Below are 14,371 nucleotides of genomic sequence, written 5' to 3' on the forward strand. Positions count from 1 at the left end.
ACTATTTAGTAGCAGACAAACTAATGGATACACTTTCAGAGAATCGTAAAGCATGCAGCTTATCCACTTCCACCTCGGCAGCCTGCACGCGTTCATAACTCATTATGCTATCAAGCACCATGCGTGCCATGGCTTCCAGCAGGTTAAATTTACTGTGCTCTACCTTATCGATAATTTCTTTTGTGATTGTCCGGTAGTCAAATGCATCTTCCGGCTCATCGCTAAGCTCTTCTTTCCCTGAAATATAATCGATTGTAATGTTAAGCATCAAATCCTGTCGCTTACCTATCTCATGCGGATTAAAGCCGACGTAACTTCTTAAAAGCAGATTTTTTATCCTTAATTGTCCCATAGTGTACTATTTGGTCTAAGGATAAAACGAATTACTATAACAAATGTTGACCTGAATCACAATAGATTATCTGACCGGTCATGTTCTTATTCTTCAATATAAAATCAACGGTATCAGAAATGCTGGATAAATCAACCTGTCTTTGCAATGGCGTATTGTCAACCACCTTATTGAAGTAACTATTATCCTTACCTTCCGGAGGCAGGACAGGTCCTGGTGCAATTCCATTTACCCGAATAAAAGGTGCCCACTCCTGAGCAATCATCTTTGTATAATCAGCCAACGACTTCTTTGACAACAGGTACATGCCATGTGTCGATTGGTTGGTTTGAATTGCTGTATCCAGTATCGAAATAATATTTCCTTTTCCCCCTCGCTCTTTATAGGCTTTATTGATAAGCATAGGCGAAAACAAATGAATACCCATCATCTGCGTTATGTCGCTTACACTTGTCTCATCCATATTTTTATTGAGATAATAACTGGCATTATGAATGATAACATCTGGCACACCATACGTTTCAAATGCATGATAAAATTGCTCTTCAACATTCTCGTAATCGGCAAGATTGCATTGAATAAGTTGGAACGATTGCTTCGAATAGCTAAGTTTCAATTCTGACAACAGCTTCTCGCCTTCACCTATGCTTTTATTAACATGGATGAATACATCATAACCAATCTCTGCAAAATGCCTGACCAGATGATTCCCAATGCGCTTAGCCGCGCCTGTTATCAGAACTTTCATTAGCTGTATATCAGTGCAACAATTTTTTCCAACTCTTGCTTATCAATCTCATCAAAAGTATTAAACTCCTTACTATCCACATCCAAAACAGCAATTACTTCTTTGTCTTGGTTAAATACTGGTACTACAATTTCCGAATTAGTGGCTGATGAACATGCAATATGTCCAGAAAACTCATGCACATTAGGCACTACAACTGTTTCTTTGCGATTAATACCAGCCCAGCAAACACCAGTGTCTTTTTTAAGCTTTAAACAAGCAACTGGCCCCTGGTAGGCACTTACTAATAATTCACCGTTTACTAACTCATAAAAGCCGGTCCAATAAAAGTCGGTCATTTTATGGTGAAGAATGGCATTAATGGTTGCCATACGTGAAGCCGGATTGTCAGTAGCTTCTATTAATTGTTTTATTTGCTCATATATGCGCTGATAACGCTTTATCTTGCTTTGTTCTTTCATAATAAAGAGATGTTTAGATTTTAGACAAAAGACATGAGATTGATTGACAACTCGCCAAAGTAAAAACCTATTAAAAATAAAAACCGATGCAATTTACTAAATTACACCGGCTAATATTCTATTTCGATTATCACTATTTGTCTTTTAGCATTTCCTGCAGCTTTTTACGGGTAAAGAAAATACGACTTTTTACTGTTCCGATAGGTAAATCCATCTTTTCTGCTATTTCCTTGTATTTAAACCCTTGCGTATGCATTTTGAAAGGAATTCGGAATTCATCGTCTAATTTCTCAACCTTTGAGTTCATCTCCATCACGGCATAAACATTTTCAGGTGTTTCGGATGCGTAATTCCTTTTATAAGCCACACGAATAGCATCATCAGTACTATCAAAAGTATTCCTTGTCTTTTGATCGCGGCGATAATTGTTAATAAACGTGTTCTTCATAATGGTAAATACCCACGCTTTGAAATTAGTGTTATTAACGAATTGTTCGCGGTATGTTAATGCCTTCAAAGTTGTTTCCTGAAGCAAATCACGAGCATCGTTGTCATTTGCTGTTAAGCTCAATGCAAAATAAAGCAGCTTATCCTGCATGCTTAATAATTTTTGGTCAAATTGAACTGCGGTCATCTTATTGTGTTTTATTTAGTTGCAAAATTATTGAACAAATATACATCAAAAGAAAAATATTTCCAATATATTCGGATGTTTTTATCTTTTATTTACGGTGAATTCTAAATTAAAACAATCATAATCAATTGTATTACTGAGATATAAAACAACAAATAAATGTTCAATATAAATAACAGTTATTTATAAATACACTTAAACAAAAAAAGAGGCACCAAAGGCACCTCTTTTTCTATCTAAGTGATTTATCGTTACTAACGACAAACAATTTTCTTCTTATAAATACTTCCATTGATACTAACAGTCACAATCTTTGTTCCGGCAGAAACATTACCCAACTCAATTGTTTGCGACCAACTTCCAGCCTCTTTATAATAATCCCGCACCACTAAAGCACGACCTGACATATCATAAATAGCCACATTAACTTTTCCGTTTTCACTTGAATTAAGCGTTAACTCAATAAAGTCAGTTGCCGGATTTGGACCAACAGTAAACTCAACATCATTCTCGACTTCTAAATCAACAGCTGTACCCGTTTCCTGGATTATTAAATCATCGATTACCCAACCGTAACCAGTGGTATTGGCATCTGAATATAAACGGAAACGTACCAGAATTACATCTCCTTCACTAAAAGTATCATGCAAATTCAATGAATGCTCTACAAATAAAGAAGAAGAACTTGGTGTGTCGTTAATGTTAGCATAATCTGTTCCCGCAAAATCCTTCCATTTATCAGCTCCATTAACATCATAGCCATCGGTCAACCGTAACCAATTAATACCATCTTTAGTACCTTCTACAATTACATAATCCCAATATTTGTCATCTCCATAAACGGTACCAGATTCACCAGCTTCAACCAAAACAATATCACGATACGAAAGAATGGCGTTACTCTCACTAAGTATTTCAATCGGGTAGCTTAATACATAAGTAAGATCGTCTCCTTCAGCATATGGGTGATCTGTATGAATGGCCCAATCATCAAATAATTCCTTAGAAATTTTAAAGGAAGAGCCAGTGAAATCATACTTCGAAGTTGAGAATGCATTCATGTATTTCTGTACAGCATCTCTGACCGCATAATTTTCTACCTCAACGTATTTTGACATCGCGGTTTGCTCTCCCACTATACCTTTTACCTGAACACCAATCATTGCGTTAACAGACGTAAGCTCTATCTCTTCCAGAGTAGTTCCGGCACTAACATTTTCATATGTTTTTTGCAAAACATCGTCGACATATAATTCAAGGGCATCATAATCCCTTTCCAATAGTATCTCAACGGCGATATTTCCTTGTGGGTTTTTGCCACCTCTTACTGTAGGTTTTGCCAGGTCAGCTGGCAATTCAGGAATGTCAACTGTCCACACACCTCGACCGTGGGTACCAACAACAACTTGCTGACCAACAATCTTCATATCCCAAATACAAACAGCCGGTAAACCATTATCCGCATAGGCCCAACTAGCCCCTCCATCGGTTGATTCAAACAAACCAACCTCAGTACCTGCCCACATAATGTCAGTATTATGTGGCATCACAATTAATGTAAACACAGCAACATTAGGAAATCCATTTGAACTTGAACTAGCTGATCCAAATCCTGACAATTCAGTCCACGTTTCACCTAAATCTTCAGTTTTAAAAATCTTAGGCTCACCAAATAGTGAAAACAGAACAAAGGCAGTATTTTCCTCCGTTGGGTGAGCTATTATTCTTGAAATATTGGCGGAATAGTCACTAATCGGAGAATTTACTAATTCATAAGTTTTTCCACCATCAGTAGATAATGCTAATGGCTGACTAGTTGAAGCGGTTGTTCCTGCCCAGACATAACGTGAATTAACCGGGCTTATTGCAATTTGCGGATTATAATAACCTTTACTCCAGGCAGCTTCAGGAACAGAAACTAATTTCCAACTTAATCCGAAGTCCTCTGATGTAGAAATCCCATTTTTACTACCTACTAATAATAAATCAGGATTGCTCTTTGAATTGGCTATTCGCGTAATAAAAGGAGAAACATCACTATCATCATAACCATGAACCCCTTTTAACAAACTCCACGTTTCACCACCGTCATAAGTTCCAAATAAGGTATTATTATAGTAGCATCCTACAATTTTATCTGGATCTTCCTGGTTCCAAACAGTTGAGAACCCGTCTCCACCTGCCACTTCACCCCATGCTGTCAATTTAGCAGGATTTTCTCCTGACATCCAGGTACCATTATCTTGTAATCCTCCGGCATAACGGTTTAATTCTGGATGACGAGCAACTCCATAAAATTGAGAAGTATTATAACCGTCATTCGGACTTGTCCAGCTCGTTCCACCATCTTCAGAGAAAGCGACACCGCCATCATTACAACTGATTAGTCTGAACGGGCTACCATTATTGGCATCAACTATAAGGTTGTGATGATCGGCATGTACATAATCTGACTCATTGATATTGGCATTCCATCTACTTAACTTGGCATAAGTCATTGATTGCACAAGCAACTCTGTTTTATTAAGTTGAAGTACTGCATCAACAAATTCAGCTGGATTCCAACTTACACCATCTGCCAGTCTTGGATATATATAAGCTACCTTTTCAATAGCCACACCACCGGTAACAGCAATCGCTACTGAAGCAGTTGACGCGTCATAATCACTACTATGTATAAATATCTGCTCCTGACTTGTTCCGGATAAATTAAACTCACCACTATTATCCGCATCTCTAAAAGACACCATTAATTGTCTGTTATTTTGTGTATCCCACACTTCAAACGGAACATCAACATAGTCATTATACTCATAGCCTGATTCTGTCGGAACTTCAGCCGAACTATTGCTTGTAAAGCGATGAGCCTTCTGACTATTAGTGCCTCCAAATCGAATTTCTATTTTACCAATACTGGACACATTATCATAGTTTATCTTTACGCCTCCACTAAGATATTGACCTTCTAAGTTGGCATATACAAAATATGAAGCTGTGTTATTGACAATATCAAAAGCAGTGTTCCCATTCGGACCTCCTTCCGTTGTGCTTACACTGTATAAATCTACACCACCAATAAATAATTTAGATTCATCTGTGGGGTGTGCAACCATGGTGTTGTTATACCACCCCTGTCCAGATAAATAGGCCACTTCGGTTCCGGAAAAAGAAACCTTCACCCAGTTATCACCGCCATCTGTAGACATAGATAGATTCGATTCTGAAGTTAGTGCAAAAATCACATCATTATTGAAGTCTGAAATACAGATCTCAACACGACCTTCACTTAATTGATGAACTAGCTTCCAGGTCTCTCCACCATCAAACGATTGAACCACACCATAATCATTAACCCCTGCAATAAGAATCTTAGAATCAGATGGTAATATTCTTAAATCTTGTACTCTGCGATATCCATAAGTGTAACTTTCCTGAAATACCTTATCCCAGTTTTCTCCTCCATCAACTGTTTTGAATATACCAGAATTGGTTGCTGCGTAAACAATATCCTCATCATTTTTATCGATGGCTATCCGATTTACATAACGAAATGCCCCATTTCCTTCAGTTGAAGTTAATAAATTCCAGGTTACACCACCATCTACAGTCTTAAATATACCATTCCCCATAATGGCATCAAGGTTATAAAAACCTTCACCTGTTCCGGCATATATAACTTGCGAATTGGAGGGGGCCATGGCTAAACAACTAACAGCCATATTTGGCCAGTCTTCAGATAAAGGCACCCAGTTTAGTCCAGCATCCGTTGTTTTCCAAATGCCACCACCAACAGAACCTGCCAACCAAGTATTACCCGTATTATCGGCGGGATCAATTAAAAAGCCTCTTGTTCGGCCCCCGACATTACCAGGTCCTCTTTCAATCCAATCAAGCTCTGCTCGCGTTCCTTTTAATTGAGCAGATTTTAATTTGGCACTTTTTAACTCTTTTAAATGATGGTTATGCGGGTATTCCTTTGAGGCTTCATTACCGGTCTTCAAAAAATACAGATATTTCTGATACTCATCAGGTTTATCAGGTTTGGCGTAACCTGCATTTCTCCGGTCCATTTTCCTCTGTACCTCTTTCTGCTTAATTTCTTTTGGTGTACAAGCTTTAACTCCTTTCACGGGAGATTTCGTAGTGTTAGGCACTAAAAAATATGCCACTACAGCTATTGAGAGCACTACTAATGCGAAGTAAAATTTCTTCATTCAATTTTGATTAAACGTTTATATGGATTTAGATAATTATTTCTCTTCATTAAGGGTATAAACTATTTTTAAACTTGATACATGTATATAATAAATTGCCATTTTTCGATTAAGTTCCTTATCAATTGATTGCTCCTCTGGTTTTGACCATACTATTGTAAAATCTGTATTATACCACTCTACGGTATCATCCCTTTTTTGTTCTTCAAAAATAATTTTATGCACCTTTACATTATTTATTCCGTAGTATATTGGGGCCATTGGTTCTTCAGAGTCAACCTCTTTATTATTAGATCAGAGTCTTTTGAACTATTAAACCGAAGTAGACATTTTCCTCCAAAATATTGCCGCCCTAATTCTGTAACCCTTTCTGTATCTTTTTAATGAATTACAGCCAGCCATTAGACTAAATACAATAAAAATACTAAAATCCTCATAGACGAACATTTAAGCTCCTGAGGGATAAAGGTAGGCTAAATTATTGAATAGAAACCTGATAATTATTGGCGTTAAAAATAAGGACACTTAACACACTTGCGTTATTCCCAAGAATAACGCACCAAAACAAAAGCTCTTAGGAATAGTTATTTACAACTTTACTTAAAAAAAAAAGAGGTGCTTTTGGCACCTCTTTTTTTTTGTTTAAACGATTATATCAGTTAGCGACAGATAATCTTCTTTTTATAAATCTTACCATTTAAACTGACCGTAACAATTTTTACGCCAGCATCTATACTGCCTAGTTCAATAGTTTGATTCCAAACACCGAAACCTTTATAATAATCCTGAACAATAACAGCTCGTCCCGACATGTCGTAAACAGACACATTAACGTTACCACTTTCACGAGAGTTAAGCTTAATTTCAAGATGGTCTGTAGCAGGATTTGGGCCAACCGTAAAGCTTGTATCATACTGCACTTCCTCTTCCACAGCAGTACCTGTTTCCTGCACTATTAAGTTATCGATTACCCACCCATAACCTGATGTCATTTCATCAGAATGGAGACGGAAACGTAGTAAAATAACATCTCCGGTATTGAAGTTATCAAGAAGATTAATAGTGTGTTCAACAAATAGATCTTTTGATGTAGGTGCTGAATTTATATTGCTCACTACAGAACTCCATTCACTGTAATCACTTACATTATAAGTATCATTTAACGATTTCCAGTTATAACCATCTACACTACCTTCCAACACTACATAATCCCCACCTTCAGACTCAATCATTGCAATGTCCTGGTATGAAAGAATGGCTTTTCCTGCTTCCATAACCTCAATTGGATAGGTCAACATATAAGTTATATCCATATTGTTTGAATACGAATGCTCACTATGAATTGCATAATTATCAAATAACTCTTTTGATATTGCAAACGACTCACCAATGAAATCGGAATGATTGGTATCAAAAGAAGTCATATACTTTTGAATCGGATCATTCAATTCATAATTCACAATCTCGATATAATCTGTAACCATTAATTGTCCATTCACAAACCCTTTTGCATAAGCATTAACACTTGCTTTGTTTGGTATTTGCGCAATTTCTTCATTAATGATTCCTGCACTAACATCGTTATAAGTTTGAATCAAATTATCTTCAAAATACAACTCAACCGCACTATAGTTTTGTTTTAACTCTAACTCAATAGCGACACTACCTTGTGGATTTTTTCCACCTTTCAACAACAAGTTCTGACTCTCTGTCGATGACTCTTGAATATTTAAATCATCAATAACCCAACCGTAACCAGTTGTCGCATCATCTGAATATAACCTGAAACGTATTAAAATAACATCTCCCGCTTCAAAAGTTTGCTGAAGGTTAATTGAATGCTGTTCAAATAATGTGGATGAGTTTGGTGTTGAACTAATTCCTGAACTTGCGAATTCTTTCCAACTATCAAAAGCGTTAACATCATATCCATCCTCTAACGGTTGCCATGTAATTCCATCTTTAGTACCCTCAACAACTACATAGTCATAAAACGCGTCATCTCCATATGAGGCTCCTGGTTGACCGGCTTCAACCAAAGCGATATCACGATATGTTAATATTGAGTTATCAGCATTCTCCATTACCTCAATCGGATAGTTTAGCATGTAAACTATGTCCTCATCCTTTGAATAAGGGTGAACTGAATGAATGGCCCAGTTATCAAATAATTGATCAGATATTGAAAATGATGCACCAGTAAAATCGTATTGATTCGTTGTAAATGGGTTCATATATTTCTGAACCGGTGCATACAAGTTATAGTTTTCAACATCAACTACTGAAGAAACCGCTTGAGTATCACCAATTTTCCCTTTAACTTTGACATTAATAAGAGAATGTGATGAAGCATATTCAATGGCATCATTCATAACTCCAATAGATGTATTTTCATATGTTTTTACCAACTCATCGTTAAAGTAAACCTCTACTAGATCATAGGCCGATTCCAATTGTAATTCAATCGCAATTTCGCCCAATGGATTTTTACCAGCCTTCACAAGAGGCTTCTTAATTGCATCTAATATTTCAGGTATATCAACTGTCCAAACACCTAATCCATGTGTGGCAACAACCACCTGTTGTCCGACAATTTTCATATCCCAGATACACACTGCAGGCAAACCATTATCAGCATAATGCCAGCTTTGTCCTCCATCTATTGATTCAAAGATACCAATTTCAGTTCCAGCCCAAAGTATATCAGTATTATGTGGCATAACCACTAACGAATAAACAGCAACATTGGGAAATCCATTGCTGCTCGTTCCTGTTTCAAATTGACTTAAATCAGTCCAGCTGCCCCCATTATTCTCAGTATAAAGAATCTTAGGATGGTTGTTTTGTGCAAATAGTACATATATTCCTTTCTCGTTTGTTGGGTGAGCAATTAATTCAGAAATAAAGGCAGCTGCTCCATTGGGAATTGGCATACTCTCAAAACTTAACCCTCCATCAGTAGAGTATGCTAAGGCATTAGAAGACGATAAAGCATTTCCCGCAAAAACAAATTTACTGTCAACTGGACTAATAGCTATATGTGGATAAGCATGCCCATAACTCCATGTACCATTAGGCATCGTAACCAAATTCCAGGTTGCACCAAAATCCGGTGAACGCCAAACACCTGAAGCTCCTCCAACAAACATTAAATCAGGTTCCGACACTTCATTCGCGATACGTGTAACAAAAGGAGCATCATCTCCTTGATCTCCAATATTTGCATCAAACCACGATTGCCCACCGTTATTCGAAATTTTCACCCTGTTATTATACAAGGACAAAGCTATTTTATTAGGATCATTGGCATTCCATGCCGTCTCAAATCCATCTCCACCTCCTTTTTCAGTCCATTCGCTTAACTTATCAGGATCTTCAGGAGACATCCATGTTCCATTATCCTGTAATCCACCTATGTAGATATCTTTAGTTGGATGTTTAGATACGCCATAAAATTGAGAGGTAACATAACCCGCTACTCTTTCTTCCCAAGTAACGCCACCATCTTCAGACATAAAAACACCACCATCATTACAATCAACAATTCTAAACGGATTTCCTACCCCTTGGATAATTGCCATATTATGGTGGTCAGCATGTGAATAATAACTTTCGCCTTTAGCATACCATACGGTTAATTGCGAAGACGTAATATTCTTACTTTTTAACTCATAAGTATCTAAAGTTATAGTTGCTGCAGGTAAGTTTGCTGCGTCCCATGTATAATCATTAGCTACATTAGGATTAAGCACAACTATCCGGTTATGAGTAGCTCCTCCTGCTGATGCAATCATTGCTGATGCTGAAACATTATCATAGTTGACAGCATGAATGTAGATTTGTTCCGTACTTGATGCTTTAGGCTCAAAGGTGCCATTAGCATCACTATCAACAAATGAAACCATTAGCTGCTGTCCACTTGTTTTATCCGTAACACTAAAAGGAACATCAACATAATCCTGATAAACCAAATCTGATGCCGCCGGAACTAATGATGAAGAACTGGTTGTAAAGCGATGTGCTTTTTGGGCGACGCCTGCTCCAAAAGTAATTTCAACATCAGTGTATAAGGTGGCATTTTCTGTCTCCATTTTAATACCACCAGCTAAATACTCTCCACCAATATTTAACCATGACAAAAAAGACGTATTACTTAACTTGATATCAAACACACTAGAACCTGCAGAACTTGCATCTTCGCCAATTGATACACTATGAGTTTCTAAACCTCCAACATAAAGCTTTGTTGCATCATTTGGATTAACGACCAATGTATTATTATACCAGCCTTGTTGACTCAAGAACTCAACTTTGGTATCCGGAGTTGTTTCTTCCCAGTTATCACCTCCATCGACAGACATAAATAAATCAGATGTACTTGTTAAAGCATAAAGGTATTCCGGATTATTGGATGAAATTGCCAATTCAATACGTCCTTTATTGATCGCTTTTGTTACATTCCATGACTGTCCTCCATCTATTGACATTAAAATACCGATATTATTATCAGTCGCAAACAATGTGCTAAAATCACCAGGTTTTGCACGCAAATCCTGAACTTTTTCCTGAGCTTCATAAACATTTGTCCATGACAAACCACCATCTATACTCCTGAAAAGACCAGAATTAGTTGCTGCCAATACAATATTTTCATTTGAAGGATCAATCACCAGGCGACTAACAAATGAGAAATTATCATCGTCTTTGGTTGATGCTAGTTGAGTCCAAGATTGCCCCCTGTCAATTGATTTAAAAATACCATTCCCTTTTATGGCATCTACATTTCCAAATCCTTCTCCCGTTCCGGCATAAAAAACATCGTGATTCGATTCTGCCATTATCAGAGAGGCTACAGATAAATTGGGCCAATCACTGGTTAATAAAGTCCAGTTTAAACCTGCATCAGTTGTTTTCCACACACCACCTCCAACAGGACCTGTAAACCATGTATTTCCGGTGGCATCATCAGGATCAATTACTAATCCTCGAGTACGCCCGCCAACGTTTCCAGGGCCGCGTTGCTTCCAATCTAGCGTTTTTATTCCCTTTAACTTGGTCGAATTTAGTTTTGCTTTCTTTAGCTCATTAAAAGCATTGTTAATTTTATAATCTGCATCGGGGTTTCCACCAGTTTTCAACATATAAATATGTTCTAAAAACTTATCTGGCTTATCTTGCTTAGCATAACCATTTTTGCGGCGCTCAATTTTGGCATCAATATGCTCTTGTATCAACATTTCAGACGTCTTGAACTCTCTATTGATGTTCAGCGTATCTCCAAATTGAGTATAATAAATCCCCAAGCCCACTACTATTAGGGAAATAATAATTAGGTAATTCTTTCTCATTTTAAAGGTTTAAATATTAATTGGGTAATTTTGTTAGTTTCACAAGGGTTTTTACATTGATATAGCAGTGCTCCATAGCACTATTAATAGCATCGTCAGTTGATTTTACTCCCGGACGGGATTTAATCGAAATATATTCATCGTTATACCAACTTGCACGAGCATTATATTTCTGCTCGGTATAAACAATCGCTTCCTTTTTAATATCATAAATTCCAAACTTGAGTGCATTAACCGGCACTTGCATTGTTGGTTCCTGGGTTTGCAGAATAAGAATAAATGTTCCGGAAGTATTTGTTACTGTGTCAACATTGGCATCAAAATGTTGAGCAATAGCTTTGTCAAGCGGACTAATATCAGTAGCCTTTTTCACCGTTTGACAACCTATGACAAGAAGTAGAATTACAATCAGGTTAAGTATTTTCATTCTTTTTAGGTTAAGAGTAACGTAAGATGCGTAAAGGTAAGCAAATAGAATGTATTTACAATGAGCTAAGCTTTGACTCTTATCGCTCAACAGCACTTTATTTTTCTAAATTAGAGTAATAAAAAACTATGAACAAAAAACAAGAAGCACTCATATAAATAAAGAGGATGTTAATAATTAACATCCTCTCTTAATTAAATATTTTTAGTTAACTAGAAGATAACAGGCACTGCTTCGTTATTTAATGATTTAGGATTTATTTTACCCTGAACTTTAAAATTGTGTCCTGGTTGTGCCGGTGTTTCTTCAGACCATGAAATAGCAGATTGTACTTCTGGAGACATAACATACGATGATGTTGCTGCTGCCTTAGAACCTTCAACTGGTGAAAATTCTATTAAAGCAAAACCATCAAAATATCCGCCTAAGTCAGCTGTGTAAATTAAATAACCAATTGCTTCAGTGGCCGGAGCAAGAACAATTTGTCCTCCCATATTCAGCTTCATATCAATCTTAGCTGTTGTACTCTCACTTTGTCCATCAAAGGTTAAGAAAGTAGCATCAACAAATGTTCCCTGATAACTCACATCGGCTACAGCCTGAGGAGCTATTGACATTAAGCTTGTAGCAGGGTCAAATGTTGCTACAACCTTATCGGTTACATCAATACCAGTTATTACAAGCGTATTAGCCTCTGTACCTTCTGTAATTTCCACTTCCATATTTGCATTATCACGGTTTTGAAGAAGTGCTTCACCAGTCATTACGTATGAGCCAACAAAGTCGCTTACTTCATACGAAGGCATAGACTTGGCGTGATAGAATAACTCTGCAAACTCACCAACAACCGTTCCATCTTCATAGTGGAATTTAAGACCTAGTGTATACTCTGTAACCCCTTTTTTAGTTACAACTACAGTAGACTTAATATCCTTACTCTGTGAAACAAACACATCCTCGCCATAAACTTGCATACCTGTAGGCTGGCTTTCAGGAATAAGCACTTTTCCACCTTCTGGGTAATAAAACGCCAAACCTAAACCTGAATCTTCTGTATATAAATTAGCTAAGTAATATAGGTCTTTGTACTCACTTGCTTCATTCTCAGGATCAGCATCAACTGCCTTTGCAATTGTTTGTGACCAATTGTCATTAAGCCCCTTAGACCAATACTCACTCACCTCACCAGCTACTATTTCATACTCTACGGCATTATAATCCTCAATCTTAAGGTTAGCTTTAATAAAGGCCTCTTTAGTCGTATAAATAACAGTAGGTGCTCCTGAACCATAAGCTGCGCCATCATTATAATTAGCCATACTAAAAAATAAGTCACCTTCAGCAAAAGTAATAGTTCCATTCTTCACTTTTCCAGGTTTATCAGGCAAAGAACCAATAGATATCATACCATAGTCGCTCCATGCAACACCGATTTCATGCCCAACCATAACTGCATCACCAGAAACTCCTTTGGGATCAGAAATCTCAATAATGGTATAATAGTCATTCGCTTCATCAAAATCACCTGGATCATTATATGGATATCCATCAAAAATACCATCCGCATCAGCATCCCCTGTTGGTACATCATAGGCGTTCTTAAAACGATAACGCATTGAGCCTTCCAATTTAGCTTCCTCAACCTCTACATACATTGGGTATGAGCTTACACCGAACAAAGCTGAAAAAGCACCATCTACATAAATAAAAGGATCATCTAACTTTTCCCATTTAACACGAGAAATAGCTGTTGACACATAAGATTTTGCTGAACCATAAGGATTCACAAATTCATCGCCCACAACTGCAATTTTCAACTGATAAGCCACACCTTCACCTGCATCAGGGAACGTTACTTTAAAACTAGCTTCTGTTTCACCAGCAGCAAATGTTACTTTTGCTGGTACATCAAATACATCCTCTGTGTTTGTTTCAACAGTTAAAGGTACTTCAACACTACCTGTTTTAGCTACACGAGAAACAGTTAAAGTAATCTCTTTGGCATCATTAGGCTCAAGCTCAAATAAAGCTTTGTTTGAAGTTGGAAAATACACACCCTGACATCCTTCTAACTTTGTAGGACTAGGTTTCACGGTATCTTCATAATCACTACATCCCCATACCAGGGACATAGCAATCATTAAAAATGCGATATATAATTTATTTAATTTCATGCAATTTAATTTT

Annotated in this window: 9 protein-coding genes; all 9 read right to left on the reverse strand. The window is 37.1% G+C overall.

What is annotated here, in order from left to right; genetic code table 11:
• Position 1: 1 nt before the first annotated feature.
• Positions 2–352, reverse strand: coding sequence for a FolB domain-containing protein (locus J1N10_RS17605; protein WP_262328051.1), 351 nt, complete (start codon positions 350–352; stop codon positions 2–4).
• Between the two features lie 34 nt (positions 353–386).
• Positions 387–1,100 carry an SDR family oxidoreductase gene (locus J1N10_RS17610; protein WP_262328052.1) on the reverse strand — a complete coding sequence of 238 codons (714 nt, stop codon included), beginning with the start codon at positions 1,098–1,100 and terminating at the stop codon, positions 387–389.
• Positions 1,100–1,561: a GAF domain-containing protein gene (locus tag J1N10_RS17615; RefSeq protein WP_262328053.1), complete on the reverse strand. Its 462-nt coding sequence runs from the start codon at positions 1,559–1,561 to the stop codon at positions 1,100–1,102. Before J1N10_RS17615 ends, J1N10_RS17610 begins: the two co-directional genes overlap by 1 nt.
• Positions 1,562–1,694: 133 nt before the next feature.
• Positions 1,695–2,195: a sigma-70 family RNA polymerase sigma factor gene (locus J1N10_RS17620; RefSeq protein WP_262328054.1), complete on the reverse strand. Its 501-nt coding sequence runs from the start codon at positions 2,193–2,195 to the stop codon at positions 1,695–1,697.
• A 254-nt stretch (positions 2,196–2,449) separates the two neighbouring features.
• The gene (locus J1N10_RS17625) at positions 2,450–6,409 is read right to left on the reverse strand and encodes a T9SS type A sorting domain-containing protein (protein ID WP_262328055.1); all 3,960 of its coding nucleotides are present in this window, start codon (positions 6,407–6,409) and stop codon (positions 2,450–2,452) included.
• A 36-nt stretch (positions 6,410–6,445) separates the two neighbouring features.
• A complete protein-coding gene (locus J1N10_RS17630; protein ID WP_262328056.1) occupies positions 6,446–6,670 on the reverse strand; it encodes a hypothetical protein in 225 nt (74 codons plus the stop codon).
• Positions 6,671–7,068: 398 nt separating this feature from the next.
• Entirely contained in the window at positions 7,069–11,757 is a 4,689-nt protein-coding gene (locus J1N10_RS17635; protein ID WP_262328057.1) for a VPS10 domain-containing protein, read from the reverse strand.
• A gap of 16 nt (positions 11,758–11,773) precedes the next feature.
• Complete coding sequence (locus J1N10_RS17640; RefSeq protein WP_262328058.1) at positions 11,774–12,184, reverse strand: hypothetical protein; 411 nt, start codon at positions 12,182–12,184, stop codon at positions 11,774–11,776.
• Positions 12,185–12,396: 212 nt separating this feature from the next.
• On the reverse strand, positions 12,397–14,358 hold the full coding sequence (locus tag J1N10_RS17645) for a hypothetical protein (RefSeq protein ID WP_262328059.1): 1,962 nt from the start codon (positions 14,356–14,358) through the stop codon (positions 12,397–12,399).
• Positions 14,359–14,371: the final 13 nt, after the last annotated feature.

Source organism: Carboxylicivirga litoralis, assembly GCF_025499605.1.
Classification (GTDB): Bacteria; Bacteroidota; Bacteroidia; order Bacteroidales; family Marinilabiliaceae; genus Carboxylicivirga; species Carboxylicivirga litoralis.

Coding starts and splice junctions, on each gene's coding strand:
- J1N10_RS17605 (WP_262328051.1), bottom strand. CDS start 352: ATGGGACAATTAAGGATAAAAAATCTGCTTTTAAGAAGTTACGTCGGC.
- J1N10_RS17610 (WP_262328052.1), bottom strand. CDS start 1,100: ATGAAAGTTCTGATAACAGGCGCGGCTAAGCGCATTGGGAATCATCTG.
- J1N10_RS17615 (WP_262328053.1), bottom strand. CDS start 1,561: ATGAAAGAACAAAGCAAGATAAAGCGTTATCAGCGCATATATGAGCAA.
- J1N10_RS17620 (WP_262328054.1), bottom strand. CDS start 2,195: ATGACCGCAGTTCAATTTGACCAAAAATTATTAAGCATGCAGGATAAG.
- J1N10_RS17625 (WP_262328055.1), bottom strand. CDS start 6,409: ATGAAGAAATTTTACTTCGCATTAGTAGTGCTCTCAATAGCTGTAGTG.
- J1N10_RS17630 (WP_262328056.1), bottom strand. CDS start 6,670: ATGGCCCCAATATACTACGGAATAAATAATGTAAAGGTGCATAAAATT.
- J1N10_RS17635 (WP_262328057.1), bottom strand. CDS start 11,757: ATGAGAAAGAATTACCTAATTATTATTTCCCTAATAGTAGTGGGCTTG.
- J1N10_RS17640 (WP_262328058.1), bottom strand. CDS start 12,184: ATGAAAATACTTAACCTGATTGTAATTCTACTTCTTGTCATAGGTTGT.
- J1N10_RS17645 (WP_262328059.1), bottom strand. CDS start 14,358: ATGAAATTAAATAAATTATATATCGCATTTTTAATGATTGCTATGTCC.